The sequence below is a fragment of the Nonomuraea sp. NPDC003709 genome (assembly GCF_040610775.1).
Lineage (GTDB): Bacteria > Actinomycetota > Actinomycetes > Streptosporangiales > Streptosporangiaceae > Nonomuraea > Nonomuraea angiospora_A.
Genome location: NZ_JBEXMW010000019.1, coordinates 151,803 through 168,961, shown reverse-complemented (window position 1 = coordinate 168,961; position 17,159 = coordinate 151,803). Strand labels below are relative to the sequence as shown.

15 protein-coding genes and 1 pseudogene are annotated in these 17,159 nt (G+C 71.8%); 13 read left to right on the top strand and 3 right to left on the bottom strand.

Features of this window, described 5'->3' with window-relative positions; all coding sequences use genetic code 11:
• Positions 1 to 23: 23 nt before the first annotated feature.
• Positions 24 to 1,355 carry a serine hydrolase domain-containing protein gene (locus ABZX61_RS44455; RefSeq protein ID WP_355203702.1) on the bottom strand — a complete coding sequence of 444 codons (1,332 nt, stop codon included), beginning with the start codon at positions 1,353 to 1,355 and terminating at the stop codon, positions 24 to 26.
• Positions 1,356 to 1,373: 18 nt separating this feature from the next.
• Complete coding sequence (locus ABZX61_RS44450) at positions 1,374 to 2,927, bottom strand: hypothetical protein (RefSeq protein WP_355203699.1); 1,554 nt, start codon at positions 2,925 to 2,927, stop codon at positions 1,374 to 1,376.
• Positions 2,928 to 3,196: 269 nt separating this feature from the next.
• Between ABZX61_RS44450 and ABZX61_RS44445 the strand changes: the two genes are divergently transcribed.
• The 6 genes from ABZX61_RS44445 (at position 3,197) to ABZX61_RS44420 (ending at position 8,770) form a co-directional block, all read left to right on the top strand.
• The gene (locus ABZX61_RS44445) at positions 3,197 to 3,907 is read left to right on the top strand and encodes a phosphoribosylaminoimidazolesuccinocarboxamide synthase (protein ID WP_355203696.1); all 711 of its coding nucleotides are present in this window, start codon (positions 3,197 to 3,199) and stop codon (positions 3,905 to 3,907) included.
• A complete protein-coding gene (locus ABZX61_RS44440; protein WP_355203693.1) occupies positions 3,904 to 4,605 on the top strand; it encodes an SDR family NAD(P)-dependent oxidoreductase in 702 nt (233 codons plus the stop codon). The genes ABZX61_RS44445 and ABZX61_RS44440 overlap by 4 nt, the downstream gene beginning before the upstream one ends.
• A gap of 61 nt (positions 4,606 to 4,666) precedes the next feature.
• Entirely contained in the window at positions 4,667 to 5,821 is a 1,155-nt protein-coding gene (locus ABZX61_RS44435) for an NAD(P)-dependent oxidoreductase (protein WP_355203690.1), read from the top strand.
• On the top strand, positions 5,818 to 6,774 hold the full coding sequence (locus ABZX61_RS44430) for a hypothetical protein (RefSeq protein ID WP_355203687.1): 957 nt from the start codon (positions 5,818 to 5,820) through the stop codon (positions 6,772 to 6,774). The genes ABZX61_RS44435 and ABZX61_RS44430 overlap by 4 nt, the downstream gene beginning before the upstream one ends.
• Positions 6,774 to 7,976, top strand: a complete 1,203-nt coding sequence (locus ABZX61_RS44425; RefSeq protein ID WP_355203684.1) for an MFS transporter — start codon at positions 6,774 to 6,776, stop codon at positions 7,974 to 7,976. The genes ABZX61_RS44430 and ABZX61_RS44425 overlap by 1 nt, the downstream gene beginning before the upstream one ends.
• Positions 7,973 to 8,770 carry a Cof-type HAD-IIB family hydrolase gene (locus ABZX61_RS44420; protein WP_355203681.1) on the top strand — a complete coding sequence of 266 codons (798 nt, stop codon included), beginning with the start codon at positions 7,973 to 7,975 and terminating at the stop codon, positions 8,768 to 8,770. Before ABZX61_RS44425 ends, ABZX61_RS44420 begins: the two co-directional genes overlap by 4 nt.
• Positions 8,771 to 9,244: 474 nt before the next feature.
• Here ABZX61_RS44420 and ABZX61_RS44415 read toward each other — a convergent pair.
• Positions 9,245 to 9,715, bottom strand: a pseudogene (locus ABZX61_RS44415) (sigma-70 family RNA polymerase sigma factor); the annotation flags it as partial.
• Between the two features lie 179 nt (positions 9,716 to 9,894).
• On the opposite strand from ABZX61_RS44415, the gene ABZX61_RS44410 reads away from it, so the two are divergent.
• The 7 genes from ABZX61_RS44410 to ABZX61_RS44380 all read left to right on the top strand — a co-directional run bounded on the left by ABZX61_RS44410 (position 9,895) and on the right by ABZX61_RS44380 (position 17,015).
• Positions 9,895 to 11,625, top strand: coding sequence for an FAD-dependent oxidoreductase (locus ABZX61_RS44410; RefSeq protein ID WP_355203678.1), 1,731 nt, complete (start codon positions 9,895 to 9,897; stop codon positions 11,623 to 11,625).
• Between the two features lie 140 nt (positions 11,626 to 11,765).
• Positions 11,766 to 12,521 carry an SDR family oxidoreductase gene (locus ABZX61_RS44405; RefSeq protein ID WP_355203675.1) on the top strand — a complete coding sequence of 252 codons (756 nt, stop codon included), beginning with the start codon at positions 11,766 to 11,768 and terminating at the stop codon, positions 12,519 to 12,521.
• Between the two features lie 155 nt (positions 12,522 to 12,676).
• Positions 12,677 to 13,468, top strand: coding sequence for a class I SAM-dependent methyltransferase (locus ABZX61_RS44400; RefSeq protein ID WP_355203672.1), 792 nt, complete (start codon positions 12,677 to 12,679; stop codon positions 13,466 to 13,468).
• On the top strand, positions 13,465 to 13,695 hold the full coding sequence (locus ABZX61_RS44395; protein ID WP_355203670.1) for a hypothetical protein: 231 nt from the start codon (positions 13,465 to 13,467) through the stop codon (positions 13,693 to 13,695). Before ABZX61_RS44400 ends, ABZX61_RS44395 begins: the two co-directional genes overlap by 4 nt.
• Positions 13,696 to 13,729: 34 nt before the next feature.
• Positions 13,730 to 15,502: a ferritin-like domain-containing protein gene (locus ABZX61_RS44390; protein WP_355203667.1), complete on the top strand. Its 1,773-nt coding sequence runs from the start codon at positions 13,730 to 13,732 to the stop codon at positions 15,500 to 15,502.
• On the top strand, positions 15,499 to 16,053 hold the full coding sequence (locus tag ABZX61_RS44385; RefSeq protein WP_355203664.1) for an alpha/beta hydrolase: 555 nt from the start codon (positions 15,499 to 15,501) through the stop codon (positions 16,051 to 16,053). The genes ABZX61_RS44390 and ABZX61_RS44385 overlap by 4 nt, the downstream gene beginning before the upstream one ends.
• A 65-nt stretch (positions 16,054 to 16,118) precedes the next feature.
• Positions 16,119 to 17,015 carry an RNA polymerase sigma-70 factor gene (locus ABZX61_RS44380; protein WP_350743416.1) on the top strand — a complete coding sequence of 299 codons (897 nt, stop codon included), beginning with the start codon at positions 16,119 to 16,121 and terminating at the stop codon, positions 17,013 to 17,015.
• Positions 17,016 to 17,159: the final 144 nt, after the last annotated feature.

Below are 17,159 nucleotides of genomic sequence, written 5' to 3'. Positions count from 1 at the left end.
CTCCGCGGCGGCGTGCCCGTCCCTCAGGCGTGCCAGTCGCCGGGCCCGCCCGGCACCGGCGCCTGCGGGTCGTACGGGGTGCGGGTGAAGATGAACGTGTTGAGGTCGAGGTGGTCGGCGGCCACCCGCAGCGTCTCCCCGGCGTAGTAGCCGTCCAGCCCCAGCCACGTCCCGTCGGCCTGCGGCACGAACCGCGAGGCCCGCCCGCCGCCCCCGACCGGCTCCAGCGACAGACCGCGCTCGGGCAGCAACCGCAGCGTGTACGGCTTGGGCCCCCAATGCCAGAGCCCTGTCAGCGCCAGCAGCCCGGGATCGGCGGCGACCGGCTGCCACTCGTCCGGCAGGCGCGGCTCGTACTCCTCCAGGATGTCCAGCAGGTCGGTCAGCAGCGAGCCGTTCATCCCCGAGGTGGTGTTGGCCATGAACAGCACCCCCACCCCGTCGGCCGGGTCGGCCCACACCGTGGCCAGGAACCCCGGCATCGACCCGGAGTGCCCCGCCAGCCGCCGCCCGCCGGGGCGCGACAGCTGCAGGCCCAGCCCGAACCCGACGGTCCAGGAGTCCCCGTCGTCCACCCCGACCGGCTCGCGCATCTCGGCCAGCGTGTCGCCGCACAGCACCCCCGCGGTGTCGCCGCCCAGGAACGCGGCCCATCGCGCCAGGTCGTGCGGCGTGGACCACAGCTGGCCGGCCGGGCCCATCGCCTCGGCGTCGTGCTCCGGCTCGGCCAGCACCACGTCGGCGTACGGGTGGACGGCGTATCCCGTGGCGTGCGGGATGCGCGGCCGGGCGGTGGTGTCGTTCATGCCGAGCGGGTCGAGCACCTCCGACTGCAGCGCCTTGAGCCAGGTGGTGCCGCGCAGCCTGCCCACCAGCTCGCCCAGCAGGGCGAAGCCGACGTTGGAGTAGTGGAAGCGCCGCCCTGGCCGGTGCTTGAGCTCGTCGGGCCCGAGGCGCTCCAGCAGCTCGGCGACGGGGACGCCGGGGGTGCGCTCCCACCAGGCGGTGGGCGGCTCGGCGGTGAGGCCGGCGGTGTGCGACAGCAGCTGGGCGATGGTCAGGTGGCCCAGCGGGGTGCCCGGCAGGTGCGCCTCCAGCGGGTCGGACAGCCGCAGCACGCCCTCGTCGCGCAGCCGCATGACCACGACGGCGACCATGCTCTTGGTGATCGACCCGATCCGGTACTGGGTGGCCTGGGTCGGCGGCGCGCCGTCCACCCGGCCGCGCCCGCCGAACCACGCCGGCCTCCCGTCCCGCACGATCGCCGCCGCCAGCGACGGCACCCTGCATTCGGCCTGTTCGACGGCCAGTCTGCGCAGCAGAGCGCGCGCCGTCGCCTGTCCCACCTGGCTCATGAGCGACAAGATTAGCCGCTAGATGAGCACCAGCTGCGGGCCTATCAGCTCACCTTGGTGCGGCTGCGGGTGGGCCTGGTCGTGGTAGTAGTGCCCGGCGTACCAGACCACGACGTTGGTGCCGTCCAGGCTCTCGCCGTTGAGGAAGCGGTTGAGCGCGGCCCGGTCGCGCGGGCCGGGGTTGCCGTCGTCGAGCTCGCGGGGGTGGTGGCGCAGGAACCACAGGTCGGACACGCCGTAGGCGTCGGCGGTGCCGTCGAACTCGCCGGGGTGGATCTGGTAGCCGCGGCCCGAGGACTTGTCGCGCACCTGCCAGTACAGGGCGGGGTGGAGGCGTTTGCGGGAGGTCTCGCGGATGATCGGCACGGGTTCGGGGATGATCGAACCGGTGTCGTCGATCTGCTCGACCACGTCGTTGCCCGAGCCCTCGATGTCGAAGTCGAGCCGCCAGTAGGCGTGGTGGCGGTGCACCATGCACGTCATCGGGTTGGCGGTGGCGGCGAACCCGAAGCGGGGGCTGATGTCGCCGTTGTCGGCCAGGCGCCAGTCGCAGGCGTAGCGGTACCAGCCGGCGGCCAGCTCGCTGACGATCCGCAGCTGCTCGCCGTCGTAGTGGAAGGCCACGCCCTGGAAGTTGCCGGCGTCGGTCGAGGGGCGTTCCAGGATGGTACGGGGCGGGCTGTCGCACAACCGCCACCCCCAGCCGACCGGATCCGTGCCGACCGCGTTGAAGCGGGTCTCGAAGCTCGCGTCGTCGCGGAAGGTCGTGCCCTCCTCGTACTCGACGTTCAGGACGGGCACGTGGGCCTGCCGGAGCACGAGCCGGCCGCGGTAGCGCACGTCGCGCAGCTCGACGCCGCCGCCGACGCCGGGGTTCTGCGGGGCCGAGGCACGCGGGCGCACCACCAGCAGGTTCCACAGCTCGGTGGAGCCGCGGTGCACGCGCACCCGTACCTGGTCGGGGCCGCCGCGATCGGTCAGCGCGTCGACGCCCTCGGGAACGCTGTGCTCGCAGTCGTGGTGCATGCGCACGTTGATCCCGGACGGCGTCCAGTCGACGGCGCGGTTGACCAGGTCGACGGCGACGACGCGGTGGCGCAGCCCGGTGGGCTCGCCGGGGGTGTAGACGCCGAGGGTGGGGCGGCGCACGGTGGTGCCGTCGGGGTTCTCCAGGTCGGCCAGCGGCGGCATGGGCCGGTAGACGACCACGTCCTCGCCGGCCGGGAAGCCCGGGTCGGCGCGCAGGATCTCGGCGGCGGCCGCCAGCTCCTCACGGCTGGGCTGCGGCCGGTAGGCGCTGGGGCGCAGCTCGGCGCGTTCGGGCCGGTCGAGGGTGCCGCGCAGCTCGACGGCGCGGTTGCCGACCGGGTCGAACACGGTGGCCTGGAACGGGGCGTTCTCCCCGGGGTCGTGGCCGAGGCCGGGCGCGAAGGCCACGGTGAGCCGCTCGGGGTCGGCGACCTCGAGCGCGGCCAGCGCATCCGGGTGCTCGGCGACCGCCTGGCGCAGCTGCTGCGCGGTCAGGCCCGCGCGGGGAACCGCTTCGATCGTGACGCGTACATCGTCGCTCATGGGCTGTCTCCTCGGCACGGCTGGTCGGCAAGGGCCGCTGGTGCGTTATCGGGCCGGGACGCCGCGACGTTAGCCCGCGGCGGCGATCCTGAGGCTCATGCGGCCCTACCGCTTAAAGAGGATATCCACGCGTATTTCGCTTATCCGTTGAGGCGAAGGCGGGCGACAATACAAATAGCCTGATCTGCGAATATCTCCGGAAAGGGCTGAAGATTTCCCGGCTGAATTATGCTTGACATCGCCAGTCGGAAGAATGACCATGCTGTTCTGTGACCCCTCCAAAGAATGGCATTACCGGGCCGCCTGCCGTCGAAGGTCGCAGCAAACGGATCTGGCGGCGCGACGACGGCACCTGCATGGTCGAACTGATCCCCAGCCTGCGCAGCTACACCTTCGACCGCGACGAGCTCGTGCCGGCGACCGCGCGCCTGCGCCTCGACTTCTACGAGCGTGCGGCCCGCGCGCTGCACGCCTCCGGCATCCGCACGGTGTTCAGGGAGCGGGTCGGCGAGACCACCTATCTCGCCGACTACGTGCCGGCTCCGCCCTTCGAGGTCATCGTCAAAAACCGGTCCGTCGGATCGACCGTCCGCAAGTATCCCGGCCTCTTCCCCGAAGGCCATGTCTTCCATCCCCCGGTGGTGAAGTTCGACTTCCGGATCGATCCCGAGGATCAGCCCATCGGCGAAGACTATCTGTGGGCCTACGGAGTGGACGTCGAGGAGTTCCGCCGCATTGCCCGAGAATGCAATGACTGCCTCCGCAAGTGGCTGGAGCCGCTCGAACTCTGGGATTTCTGCCTGATCATCGGCCCGAGGTCCGAAGGCGATCTCATCATCAACTCCGAAATATCGCCCGACTGCATGCGGCTGCGCGATCGCCAGGGCAACTCTCTGGACAAGGACCTGTTCCGCCAGGGGGCCGGCCACGAGCACATCGTCTCCGTCTGGTCCGAGCTGGTCGGCAGGCTCCCGGCATGACCGAGGCGCACCGCCCGGTCGCCATCGTGACCGGGGCGAACCGGGGCACCGGTCTGGCCATCGCCGCGGAGCTCCACGCGGGCGGCTGGGACGTATGGGGGCTCAACCGCACCTCGGCGGGGCGGTCCTGGCTCCCCGAAGCCCGGTGCGACCTGCAGTCGGCCGATGCGGTGACAGCCGCCGTCGAGACGGTCGCGCGCCGGCGGGGGCGGATCGACGCGCTCGTCGTCAACGCGGTGGCGCGGTCACTGGGCAGGATCGGCACGCTCAGCCTGCCCGACTGGCGGGCCGCGTTCGACGTCAACATCGTCTCCGTGCTGCCGCTGCTCCAGGCGGCCCTGCCGTACCTGCGCCCGCGCAAGGGCAGCATCGTCCTGATGGGCAGCCACGCCGGGAGCCGCTACTTCGAGGGCGGCGGGGCCTACTGCGCCAGCAAGGCGGCCCTGAAGGCGCTGGCCGAGGTCCTCCTGCTGGAAGAGCGACCGAACGGGGTCCGCACCACGCTGATCAATCCCGGCGCGATCGCCAACGAGATCGGTGACGACTCACCGTTCAAGCTGTCGACGTCCTCTGTCGCCCAAGCCGTGCGGTGGGTTGTCGAAGCACCCGCCGACACCGCGATCGGCGAGATCGAACTGCGCCCGGCGCACCTGCCCGCCATGGCCGTGACCGGCCTGAACCGGCTCCAGGCGGTCTGAAGCCGCCAGCCCGGCGTCGAGCCGCGCCGCAATCTCTCCATCTCTCCGAGGGGGACCTCCCATGACATCGATTCTCGAGCGCCAACCCCTGCCCTCACGCGCCAGGCACGCGTCGCGTGCCTGCGACCTGCCCGTGCTGCGCAGCGCCCAGGCCGACTGGCCGATGCCGCCCGCCCGCACGATCCTGATCGCGCACCTGCTCGACACCGCGGTGCCGTACGTGCGGTCGCTGAGCCGATCCACCGAACTCGCCCAGATCGTGCCGGTGCCCTACAGCGCCCAGCCGGAGGCGCTGTCGCTGCTGGGAGACCTTCCGGTGAGCATGCCGGCCTCGATCGAGGAGGTCGGGCCCATGGCGGTCGCCGCCGCCCAGCGGGCCGCGCGGCAGGGCGGGCCGCCCGTGATGATCCAGGAGGTCGGCGGATACTGCGCCGGGGCGGTGCGGGACCTGGCCGGGGTGCCGGGCTTTCGCGGCATCGTGGAGGACACCAAGCAAGGACAGTGGCAGTACGAGCGCGCCGCGCCGCTTCCCCTGCCGGTGTTCACCATCGCCGACAGCCCGCTGAAGGCCCTCGAGGACGTCCAGGTCGGGCGGTCCGTGGCCTACAGCGTCGAACGCCTCCTGCGGCTGCGCTTCTACCGGCTCCTCAGCGAACGCCGCGTCCTCGTGCTCGGCTACGGCGGGATAGGAACGGCTCTGGCCGAGCACCTGCGACGCACCGGAGTCCAGGTCGCCGTCTACGATCCCGACGACATCCGGATGTCCGCCGCCCTGGTGCACGGATTCCGCGTGGGCCCGCGCCAGGACCTGCTCTCCTGGGCCGAGGTGATCATCGGCGTCTCCGGCCACCGCGCCCTCACCACGGCCGACGTGCCGCACCTGCGCGACGGCGTCGTGCTGGCCAGCGGAAGCTCCAAGCAGGTCGAGTTCGACGTCAAGGGCCTGCGCCGCGCGGCGTCGACGTCGGCCGAGGTCGACGAGGTGCTCGAACTGCGGGTGGCCGACCGCACCGTCTATCTGCTCAACGACGGCAAGCCCGTGAACTTCATGGAGCACAGCATCCTCGGATCGGTCCTTGACCTGGTCTACACCGAGCTGTATTTGTGCACGCGTGAGCTGGCTCGGCAGACCTGGGCGCCGGGGCTGCACCGCCTCGACCCGCGGCTGCAGCAGGAGCTGGCGCAGCGCTGGCGTGAGGAGTACGGACAGCGGTGAATGCGATTCTCGAGAAGGTGCGGGCCCGCGTGGTCGTCGACTTCGCGACCGCCGATTCGGCCCACGACATCGGCCACGTCGACCGGGTCGCCGCCCTGGCGGGGGAGATCGCGGCCCGGACGGGCGCCGACCCGTGCATCGCGCAGGTGGCGGCGTACGTCCATGACTACCACCGGGTGGAGGAGGCCCGGCAGAACCGGCGGCCCATCCGGCCCGAGGACGCCTGCGCGGCCGTGCTGGACGTGCTGGAGGGGTGCGGAGTGCCGCAGGACTGGCATCCGCCGATCCTGCGCGCGGTCGAGCTGACGGGCCGCTACCGCTTCGCCGAGGAGGAGCTCGACGACGGGTGCGCGATCGCCGCGGCGGTGCACGACGCCGACAACCTCGACGCGATGGGGGCCATCGGCATCGGCCGGGCCTTCGCCTACGGCGGGCTGCTCGGCGAGCCGCTGTGGGACCCGGCGACCGCTCTCAAGGAGGTCTACGAGGAGGGCGAGACCTCGTCGGTGCTGGCCCATCTCTACGAGAAGCTGATCCGGCTGGAGCAGGACATGCTCACGGAGCCCGCGCGCCGGATGGCGGCCGACCGGGCGCTGCTGCTGCACCGGTTCGCCGCCGGGTTCCGATCCGAGTGGGACAGGGGGCAGGCCGCCGGCTCGCGGGTCCGGTGGGACTCGCGCACCCGCTTCCTGTCGGTGGAGGAGCCCCGCGGTGACGCCGAGGAGCCGGTCGTCCGGGTCGGCTTCCGCGGCCCGGTCTCGCTGACCTTCGACGAGCAGGGGCAGCCGGCGGCGGTCCACCTGCTGGACGCGCCGGACCTGCCGGCCACCGACGGGCGGATCGTCCTGTCCCAGGGCCGGCCGCACCACCACATCGAGGGGATCGCGGACATCGAGCTGCAACTGCGCAAGAATCAACCGGTGGCGCTCCATCTGCACCTGCGAGGCGAGTAATGGGCTATTTCAGCCTGCTTCAGGCCCCGTACGTGACCCGGCTGCTGCTGGGGACCCTGGTCGGGAGGCTGCCCAGCGCGATGGCGGCGCTGGCGATCCCGCTGGTCCTGCGGCAGGCGGGCGCGAGCTACGACTTCGTCGGCCTGGCCGCCGGAGCGTTCGCCATCGCCGCCGCCGGAGGCGGCCCGGTGCTCGGCCGGCTGGTGGACCGGGTCGGCCAGGTCCGGGTCCTGGTGCCGGCCGCCGTCGCGGCCGGCGCGGGCCTGATCGCGATCGCGATGGCCCCCTCCGAGCCTGTGGCCGTGGTCGCGGGCGCCCTCCTGGCGGGGGCGGCGACCCCGCCGCTGGAGCCCTGCCTCCGGGTGCTGTGGCCTGATCTTGTTCCGCCCGCCCGGCTGGAGTCGGCCTACGCCATGGACTCGGCCTCCCAGGAGCTGGTCTTCGTCGGCGGCCCTCTGGTCGTGGCCGGTTGCGTGGCGGCCGGGTCCGCGGCGGGCGCCCTGTGGGTGGGGGCGCTGCTGGGCCTGCTGGGCGTGTTCGTGGTCGCCACCGCGTCGCCCACCCGCGACTGGAAGGCGCCGGTCCGCTCGCCCGACTGGCTCGGTCCGCTGCGCAGCCGCGGTCTGACCGTGCTGCTGGTAAGCCTGACCGGGGTCGGCGCCGCCATCGGCGGCCTCAACGTCCTGGTGGTCTTCTACACCGAGCACCGTTACGTGGTGGGCGGGGCGGCCACGCTGCTGGCGTTGAACGCCTTCGGCGCCCTGGTCGGGGGTCTCGGCTACGGCGCCGTGCGCTGGTCGTCCTCGCCGCCGCGGCGGACGCTGCTGCTGACCGTCGGGCTGGCCGCCGCGTACGCGTTGCTGTGCCTGGTGCCGTCCCCGCCGTACATGGCCGGCCTCATGATCCTCACCGGGCTCTTCCTCGCGCCCGTGCTGACGGCCGCGTTCGTCCTGGTCGGGAAGCTCGCGCCGGCCGGTACGGTCACCGAGGCCTTCGCCTGGCTGGTCACGCTGATGACGACGGGGATCGCCCTGGGATCGACCGCGGCGGGCCTCGTCCTGGAACACGCCACGGAGTCCTGGGCCGCGTCCGTCGGAGCGCTGGGCGTGGCCGTGGGCGTCGTCGTCCTGGCGGCCGGGCAGCGGTGCCTCGCGGTCGGGAGCGCCGACACCGCCGACGACCCCGCGGGCGCCGCCGTATGACGCGGATCCAGCTGGTCTGCACGGATCTGGACGGGGTACTGCTCACCAGCGCCGGTGGCCTCAGCCACGACACCAGGAAGGCGCTGGCCGACGCCCGCGCCGCCGGCCTCCAGGTCATGGTCGCCACCGGGCGGCCCACCCGGGACGCTCTGGACTGGGCCCTGGAGGCCGGCCTCCAGGGTCTGCTCGCCTGCAGCAACGGCGCGGTGATCTGGGACACCCGCACCGAGCGGGTGCTGTTCGACCACTGCTTCACCGCCGACCAGCTCAGGCAGGTCTTCGTCTGGGCCGAACGGTCGGTGCGAGGCGGTGTCCTGGGGCTCGACACCGAGCACGAGCTGGTGCTGCAACCCGGCTTCGCCGACCTGGTGCCCGGCTGCTGGCCCCACACCGTCTCGGCCGACCTCATCGGCCGCGCCACTCGCGGCAACCGCGCGGTCAAGGTGCTCCTGGCCCACCCCGAGCTGTCGGCGCCCCGCCTCGCCGACGCGTTCGCCGGCCAGGCGGTCACCGGGCTGCGGGCCACCTTCTCGACCGCGCACTTCCTGGAGATCTCGCCGGAGCACGCGAACAAGGGCGAGGCCCTGCGCTGGGCGGCCGCGCACCGGCGCATCCCCCTCACGGCCACGGCCGCCGTCGGGGACATGCCCAACGACCTTCCCATGCTCCGCGAGGCCGGCCTGCCCGCGGCCGTCGCCAACGCGCACCCCGAGGTCAAGGCGGCCGCCCGTATCGTGCTGCCCAGCAACGACGACGACGGCGTGGCCTCGCTGATCCACGCCATCCTGCGCTGACCGCTTCTGGAATGGGTGCCAGAGCGTGCTCGAGTCGTTCATGCGCATCACCAACCGGGCCACGAACGGGCTCCGGGTCACCGTCATCGGCCCTCCAGGCCCGCTGCCTGGAGGCCATCGCGCGCGGGCTCGTGCCGGCCGGGCAGTGCGTCGTCCCTGTGCCCCCTGAGATCGACGCCAAGGTGGCGCACGCCTACGTAGCCCTTGCCAACCGGGCCCTCGCCAACCGGGCGAGATGACGCGTTTCAGCGGTGCGCAGGTTCGGCCGTTCGTGCTCGCCCAGGCCACGCCGAGTTCGCTCCAGAGCCGGGAGGCCCGTACGGCGCCGTCGGAGTAGCCGAGCACGTCGGCGGCGAAGAGCTCTTCGAGTGCGGTCATGTCGCCGGAGCGGGCGGCGGCGACGAAGGCGGTGAGGAGGCGGCGTTGTTCGGCTTGGGTGACGGGGGTGCGGCGGGCGATGAGGACGCGTTTGCGGGCTCTGCTGACGAGCTGGCGTACGGCGGGTTCGTTGAGTTCGAGGATGTCGGCGATCTGCCGGTAGGGGTAGTCGAACGCCTCGCGTAGCACGTAAGCGGCTCGTTCGGTGGGGGAGAGGCGTTCCAGAAGGAGCAGGACGGCGAATTCCAGGGCTTCGGCGCGTTCGGCGCCGAGGTAGGGGTCGGCGGCGGTGTCGACGGGTTCGGGCAGCCAGGGGCCGAGGTAGGTTTCGCGGCGGACGCGGGCGGATTGGGTGGCGTTGATCGCCAGCCGGGTGGTCGTGGTGGCCAGGAACGCGGCGGGGTCGTCGACGGTGGCGCGGTCGTAGGCCTGCCAGCGCAGCCAGACGTCCTGGACGAGGTCTTCGGCTTCGGTGACGCTGGCCAGCATCCGGTACGCGATCCCGAACAGGCGTGGTCGCACCCCGGCGAACACCGCCGCCGCCTGCTCCAGATCGGCCACCGCCATCGCCCCCTGCTCCGGCGTCCCCCTCGCCGGAAGTGCGATTCCTCGACTGCTACCCCCCGGACAGCGGGGACAGGCCGGTGGCCAGGTACAGGCCAGGAAGATTCTTCCTGTCACAAATCGCGGCACTACCCGGTCTTGCTCCCGTAACGGCTTTCCATAGACGCTGCCAAAGGAGCACCATGCACTCACCAGAGCACCGGATCGCCACCTCCGTCCTGGTCATCGGCACGGGAGGAGCCGGGCTGCGGGCGGCCATCGAGCTCGCCGAGCGCGGGGTCGGCGTCCTCGCGGTGGGCAAACGGCCGAAGGCCGACGCGCACACCTCCCTCGCGGCAGGCGGCATCAACGCGGCGCTGGCCACGATGGACCCCGAGGACAGCTGGCAGCAGCACGCGGCCGACACCCTCAAGGAGAGCTATCTCCTCGCCCATCCGCAGACGGTGCAGATCGTCACCGAGGGGGCGGCGCAGGGTATCGAGGACCTCGAACGCTGGGGCATGCCGTTCGCCCGCGAACAGGACGGGCGCATCTCGCAGCGCTTCTTCGGCGCCCACACCTACCGGCGCACCGCCTACGCCGGCGACTACACCGGGCTGGAGATCCAACGCACCCTGATCAACCGCGCGGCGCAGCTCGATGTCCCCATCCTCGACACCGTGTACATCACGCGCATTCTCGTCCGCGACAACGCGGTCTTCGGCGCGTACGGGTTCGATCTGACCGATGGCAGCCGTTACGTCATCCATGCCGACGCGGTGATCCTGGCCGCCGGGGGCCACACCCGGATCTGGCGGCGTACCTCCTCGCGGAGGGACGAGAACACCGGCGACTCCTTCCGCCTCGCCGTCCTGGCCGGCTGCCGCATCCGCGACGCCGAGCTGGTGCAGTTCCACCCCTCCGGTCTCATCGCGCCCGAGAACGCGGCCGGCACCCTCGTTTCCGAAGCCGCCCGGGGCGAGGGCGGAATCCTGCGCAACCAGCTCGGCGAGCGGTTCATGTCCAGGTACGACCCGGAGCGGATGGAGCTGTCCACGCGCGACCGCATCGCCCTGGCCGCGTACACGGAGATCAAAGAAGGCCGCGGGACCCCGAACGGCGGCGTCTGGCTGGATGTGTCGCATCTGCCACGCAAGACGATCATGACGCGGTTGCCGCGCGTCTACCAGACGCTCCTGGAACTGCAGATGCTCGACATCACCAAGGACCCGATCGAGATCGCGCCGACCGCGCACTACTCGATGGGCGGCGTCTGGGTGCGGCCCGAGGATCACGGCACCGGGGTCGACGGCCTGTACGCGATCGGGGAGGCGGCCAGCGGCCTGCACGGCGCCAACCGCCTGGGCGGCAACTCGCTCATCGAGCTCCTCGTCTTCGGCCGCATCGTCGGTCAGGCGGCGGCCGAGTACTCCGCGGGCCTCGACGCCCAGCGCCGCTCGGCCGAGGCGCTCGACGCGGCACAGGCCGAGGTGGACGACCTCCTGGCCGCGGACGGCCCCGAGAACGTACGCGCGCTGCAGCGGACCCTGCGCGACATCATGACGGAGCACGCCGGCGTGGTGCGCGACGAGGGCGGCCTGCGCAAGGGCCTGGCCGAACTGGCCGCGGCGGAGGCGCGCATCGCCGACGTCGGCGTGCATCCGGACCTGGCCGGCTTCCAGGACCTGGCCCACGCCTTCGACCTGAAGTCCGCGGCGCTGGCCGCCCGCGCGACGATCGAGACCGCCCTCGAACGTCGCGAGACCCGCGGCTGCCACAACCGCTCCGACTACCCCGAGCTCGACCCCGCGCTGCAGGTCAACCTGGTGTGGTCCGGTCCCGGATCGGTGGCCAGGGAGGCCATCCCGCCCGTTCCCGCCGAGATCGCGGCCCTCATGCGCGAGGTCTCAACCGCCGGAAAACTCGTCGAATAGCACCGGCGGCCTTGACGAGGTCTTCATCCAGAAAAAAGGAAAAGATTTCACGGCTGCTGTCACAAGCCTGAAGGCTGCCCTGTCTTAGCTGACGACCGGTCGGCACGTGGGTGCCCCGGCGGAGAAATCAGGGGGCACCAATGAAGGTCGTCGTGGTCGGCGGGACGGGCCTGATCGGGTCGAAGGTGGTGGCCATGCTGGGGGAGCACGGTCACGAGGCGGTGGCGGCGGCGCCGAGCACCGGTGTCAACACGCTGACCGGTGAGGGGCTGGCGGAGGTGCTGGCGGGCGCGCAGGTGGTGGTGGACGTGTCGAACTCGCCGTCGTTCGAGCCCGCGGCGGTGATGGAGTTCTTCGAGACCTCCACGGGCAACCTGCTGGCCGCGGAGGCGGCGGCCGGGGTCGGTCATCATGTCGCGCTGTCGGTGGTGGGCACGGAACGGATGCCCGAGAACGGCTATTTCGCGGCGAAGATCGCTCAGGAGCAGTTGATCGAGAAGTCGGGGATCCCATTCTCGCTCGTGCACGCGACGCAGTTCTTCGAGTTCGTACGGGCCATCGCGGAGGAGGCCACGGACGGCGACACGGTGCGGATCGCGCCGGTGCGGTTCCAGCCCATCGCGGGTGAGGAGGTCGCCCAGGCGGTCGGCCGGGTCGCGGTGGGGCAGCCGCTGAACGGCCGGGTCGAGGTGGGCGGCCCCGACGACGTCCGGATGGACGGGTTCTTCCGCGATGCCCTGGCCGCCTGGGGCGACCCGCGCACGGTGGTCGCCGACCCGCAGGCCCGCTACTACGGCAGCGTGCCGGGCGAGCGGACGCTGGTGCCGGGCGAGGACGCGATCCTCGGCACCATCCACTACCTCGACTGGGCCCGCCGGAACGCCGCCGGCAAGTAGTGCAGGAGAGGTTGTTCCAGGTGCGGCGGCGACGCGGCGACCAACGGGCCCGGCCGTCATGCCCGGCGTCCGGCCCGAGCCCCGACGACTGCCATGACGGCGACCGGACGGCCGGCGGGCGACGCACGCGCCCGCGACGGGACAGGAGCTACGCAGTGACCGCATCGGCGATGGTCGCCGAGTTCGATGATGTCGCCGGCTGGACCGCCGACGCCGTCGAGCAGCTGGGGGAGCGGCACGCCATCCCGGCCGCCTGCCGCGGTAGCGCGAGTCCGGCGGCACTGGCCTGGCTGGCCGAGGCGTGCGAGCTGTCGGCCGGCATCACGCTGCTGGACGTGGGCGCGGGCGCCGGCGGGCCGGCGGCCTGGGCCGCGGAGCGGTTCGGGGTCCGGCCGATCCTGTTGGAGCCGATGCCGGCCGCGCGCCGGGCCGCCGCCCGGCTGTTCGGGCTGCCGGTCGTCGCGGGGGACGGGCGACGGATTCCGCTCCGTACGGGGTCGGCCGACGCCGCCTGGTGTCTGGGGGTGCTGTGCACCGTACAGGACAAGGCCGCGGTGCTCGGCGAGATCCACCGGGTGCTGAAGCCCGGCGCCTCGCTGGGGCTGCTGGTGGTCGTCGCCCGGGGCCCGCAGCTCCTTCCGGTGCCGGACGGCAACCACTTCCCCACCCAGGGGGAGCTTCTCGAACTGCTCGCCGGCGTGGGATTCGAGATCGTCGAGCAGATCGACCAGCCCGGCGGGGCGCCGCGGTCCTGGTCGCGCCGCGCCGAGCAGGTCGCCGCGATGATCGCGACCCGCCACCGGGCCGAGCCCGCGTACGCGCTGGCGGCTCACCAGGGGGAGCGCTTCACCCGCCTGTTCGCCTCCGGCCAGATCGCTGTACGCCTGATCCACGCGGTCAGCCGGTCTGCCGGACATCCACTCAAGCCACGCATGGAGGAAAGATGAGCGTTCCCAGCGGCGAGGACGACTTCCTGTACGAGCTCCAGATCGAGGTCGAGACGGAGGTGACCCTGGTCGAGTCGAGCCATCCGGAGGAGGTCGCCGAGCTGCCGGTCACCGAGTGGCTGTTCGACCCGACGGACGCCGAGCGCGAGGAGATCGGCCTGCGGGGCCTGCTCGACGCGGTCGAGGCGCTGGAGGACGACTCCCGGCCCGGCGATCACGTCGCGTGACAGGCCCCCTTCCGGCAACCGAGTCAGGACATCGATGAAACACCTGGAACCCCGGCGAACCCGGATCGACACCCTCGAAAGCCTGCGTGAACACCTGCAGTGGGCGATCGAGCTGGAACACGCGACCCTGCCGCCGTACCTGTGCGCGCTGTACTCGCTCGACCCGGAGCGCAACCCCGAAGCGGTCGAGGTCGTGGGCAGCGTCTTCGTCGAGGAGATGCTGCACCTGGCGCTGGCCGCCAACCTGCTCAACGCCGTCGGCGGCCGGCCGCGACTGGACACGCCGGGGATGTTGCCGCCGCCCCCCCGCCCCCTGCCCCACGGCTCGCTGGAGCTGTCTCTGGTGCCCTTCGGGCCGCAAGCCCTTGAGATGTTCCTGCGGATCGAACAGCCGGCACCGCCCGGCGCTCCGGCGGAAGCAGACGGCTACGAGACGATCGGGCAGTTCTACGCCGCCATCGAGGAGGGCCTGCGCCACCTGTGCGAACGGCTCGGCGAGCAGGCGGTCTTCAGCGGCGACCCGGCCCGCCAGGTGAGCGCCGACCACTTCCGCCACACCGCCGGGCACCTGGTCCAGGTCGGTGACCTCGCCTCGGCGCTGGCGGCGCTGGAGGAGATCGTCGAGCAGGGCGAGGGCACCGCCCGCGGCGGCGTCTGGGACGGCGACCAGGACGTCTTCCACCCCGAACGCCAAGAAGTCGGCCACTACTACCGCTTCCAGGAGCTCAAGCTCGGCCGCCGCTACCAGCGGGGCGACACCCCCCAGTCCGGGCCCACCGGCGAGACGATCTCGGTGGACCCGACCGGCGTACGTCCGATGCGCCACAACCCGCGGCTGTCCGACCACGAGCCGGGCAGCGCGATCAGGACCGCGCAGGAAGAGTTCAACCACACCTACTGCGCGGTCCTGCACCTGCTCGAACGGGCGTTCAACGGCAGCCCGAAGCTGCTCGGGGCCGCCACCGGCACCATGTACGCGCTCAAGGGCCAGGCCCAGGCCCTGATGCGGATGCCCGACGAAGACGGCACCACGGCCGGCCCGACCTTCGAGTACGTGCCGCCCGAGCTGCGCCGGTGGAGCGTCGGCGACCGGCAGCGGATCGTCGTGCTGCGCGACGGCCCGTACGTCGTGTACGGCGGCGTCCCCCTCAGACGCAAACGCAAGATCGTCTCTGCCGAGAACAACGACGCGCTGACCTGGAAGACCGGCGAGCCCCTGGAGACCGAGGACACCTACGCCCTGTGCCGCTGCGGCCACTCGTCGTCAAAGCCGTTCTGCGACGGGACCCACGCCGTGATCGGGTTCGACGGCACGGAGAGCGCGGTCATGCGGCCGTACGAGGAGCTGCAGCACGTGCACGACGGGGTGGGCATCTCGGCCCAGCGGGTGGGGGAGCTGTGCGTCCATGCCGCCTTCTGCATCGGGCGCACCAGGCCGATCGCCGCGATGCTCGCCGACACCGGCGACAGCGACGTGCGCTCCACCGTCATGGGCCGCATCGACCACTGCCCCTCCGGCTCCTACAGCTACGCCCTGGAGCGCGGCGGCGAGACGATCGAGCCCGACCTGCCGCAGGCGATCTCGGTCCTGGAGGAAGAGGACGGGCTGGCCAGTGCGCTGTGGGTCACCGGCAAGGTGCCGGTCGTGCGGTCGGACGGCCGGCCGCTGGAGGCCCGCAACCGGATGACGCTGTGCCGTTGCGGCCATTCCGGCAACAAGCCGTTGTGCGACGGCACCCACCGAGAGATCGGCTTCCGCGAGGAACCCCGGCCCACCGAACTGAACGCAGGGAAGGTCCACTCATGAGCGAGCAGCCTGTCATCGTCCTGGTCGGTCATTCGTACGGCGGCATGGTGATCACGGAGGCGGCGGCCGGCAACCCGGCCGTCCAGGCCCTGGTCTACGCGGCCGCGTTCGCTCCCGAACCGGGCGAGAGCGCGTTCCTGCTGTCGGGCAAGTTCGAGGGCAGCACCCTCGGCGGCGCGCTGGAGGCCTACCCGGTCGCCTCCGGCGGCAACGAGTTCCGCATCGCCGCGGACAAGTTCCACCACCAGTTCTGCGCCGACGTGGACGCCGAGGAGGCCGCGCTGATGGCCGCCACCCAGCGGCCGGTGACCGAGCGGGCGCTCACCGACGGGCTGGCGGCGAGCCAGCCGGGCTGGCATACCAAACCGTCGTGGTTCGTCCACGGCGAGCGCGACCTCAACATCCCGGCCGCGGCGTTGCGCTTCATGGCCGAGCGGGCCAGGTCGCGGGGCACCCGCGAGGTCGCCGGGGCCTCGCACGCGATCGCGGCGTCCCAGCCTGACGCCGTGGCCGCCGCCGTGCTCGACGCCGCCGGCCACGTACGGGGCTGAACGGGGCTCGCCCGGCCGGGGGGACGGATCGATGTGGAGAGCGAAGGCGTGGGGGAATCATGCAAGTGGGATCACTGAAACAGGCGAACGCACTCGAACGGGCCGCGTCCGCCTTCGTTGAGCTGCGCCCGCGGCTGTTCGGCATCGCCTATCGGATGCTCGGCAGCGCGGTGGAAGCCGAGGACGTCCTTCAGGAAGTCTGGTTGCGCTGGCAGAACACCGACCGCTCGACCGTCGAGAACCCTCCGGCCTTCCTGGCGTTGATCACCACCCGCCTGGCCATCAACGTCGCCCAGTCCGCCCGTTCGCGGCGCGAGGCCTACATCGGGCCCTGGCTCCCCGAACCGGTGGACACCAGCATGGACCCGACGCTGGGCGCCGAACGGGGTGAAGCGCTCGAACTCGCCTTCCTGCTGCTGCTCGAGAGGCTCACCCCCACCGAGCGGGCCGCGTACGTGCTGCGCGAGGCCTTCGTCTACCCCTATCCGCAGATCGCGGAGATCCTGCAGGTCAGCACGGTCAACGCGCGCCAGCTCGTGAGCCGCGCCCGTAAACGGCTGACCGCCGCACGGCGCGAGCCCATCGACAAGACGGAGCATCGGCGCCTCCTGGCGGTCTTCCTCGACGCCGCCCAGACGGGGAACATCGCCGCCCTCGAAGACCTCTTCGCCGAGGACGTCGTCAGCTCCTCCGACGGCAACGGCATCCGAGGGGCGGCGCGCTTCCCCCTGCTGGGCAGCCGCCGCGTGGCGAAGTTCCTGGCCGCGTACGCGCCGCGGTTCTGGCCGGGCGCCAAACTGACCTGGGTCGAGGTGAACGGGCGCGCCGGTGTGCTCGTCCCCCGCAACCGCACTGACGTCACCCTGCTCACCATCGAGGCCTCGCCGGAGGGCATCCACCACGTCATGTGGATCGTCAACCCGGCCAAACTCGGCGCGTACGACCGCTCACGAGGGGGTTAGACGTTCGGCTTCTGTGGGGTGTCACAACTTGAGCGGCTGTCCTGTCTTAACTGCCGACTCCGAAAGAACAGAGGACATCGTGCGGACGACCTCGTTGCCCGGCGGCCACGCCGGCACCTTCACAGCATGGATACAGGCCTGCTC

Excerpts from the sequence above, each read along its gene's own strand:
- ABZX61_RS44455 (WP_355203702.1), bottom strand. The coding sequence starts at position 1,355 with ATGAGCCAGGTGGGACAGGCGACGGCGCGCGCTCTGCTGCGCAGACTG.
- ABZX61_RS44450 (WP_355203699.1), bottom strand. The coding sequence starts at position 2,927 with ATGAGCGACGATGTACGCGTCACGATCGAAGCGGTTCCCCGCGCGGGC.
- ABZX61_RS44440 (WP_355203693.1), top strand. The coding sequence starts at position 3,904 with ATGACCGAGGCGCACCGCCCGGTCGCCATCGTGACCGGGGCGAACCGG.
- ABZX61_RS44435 (WP_355203690.1), top strand. The coding sequence starts at position 4,667 with ATGACATCGATTCTCGAGCGCCAACCCCTGCCCTCACGCGCCAGGCAC.
- ABZX61_RS44425 (WP_355203684.1), top strand. The coding sequence starts at position 6,774 with ATGGGCTATTTCAGCCTGCTTCAGGCCCCGTACGTGACCCGGCTGCTG.
- ABZX61_RS44420 (WP_355203681.1), top strand. The coding sequence starts at position 7,973 with ATGACGCGGATCCAGCTGGTCTGCACGGATCTGGACGGGGTACTGCTC.
- ABZX61_RS44410 (WP_355203678.1), top strand. The coding sequence starts at position 9,895 with ATGCACTCACCAGAGCACCGGATCGCCACCTCCGTCCTGGTCATCGGC.
- ABZX61_RS44405 (WP_355203675.1), top strand. The coding sequence starts at position 11,766 with ATGAAGGTCGTCGTGGTCGGCGGGACGGGCCTGATCGGGTCGAAGGTG.
- ABZX61_RS44395 (WP_355203670.1), top strand. The coding sequence starts at position 13,465 with ATGAGCGTTCCCAGCGGCGAGGACGACTTCCTGTACGAGCTCCAGATC.
- ABZX61_RS44390 (WP_355203667.1), top strand. The coding sequence starts at position 13,730 with ATGAAACACCTGGAACCCCGGCGAACCCGGATCGACACCCTCGAAAGC.
- ABZX61_RS44385 (WP_355203664.1), top strand. The coding sequence starts at position 15,499 with ATGAGCGAGCAGCCTGTCATCGTCCTGGTCGGTCATTCGTACGGCGGC.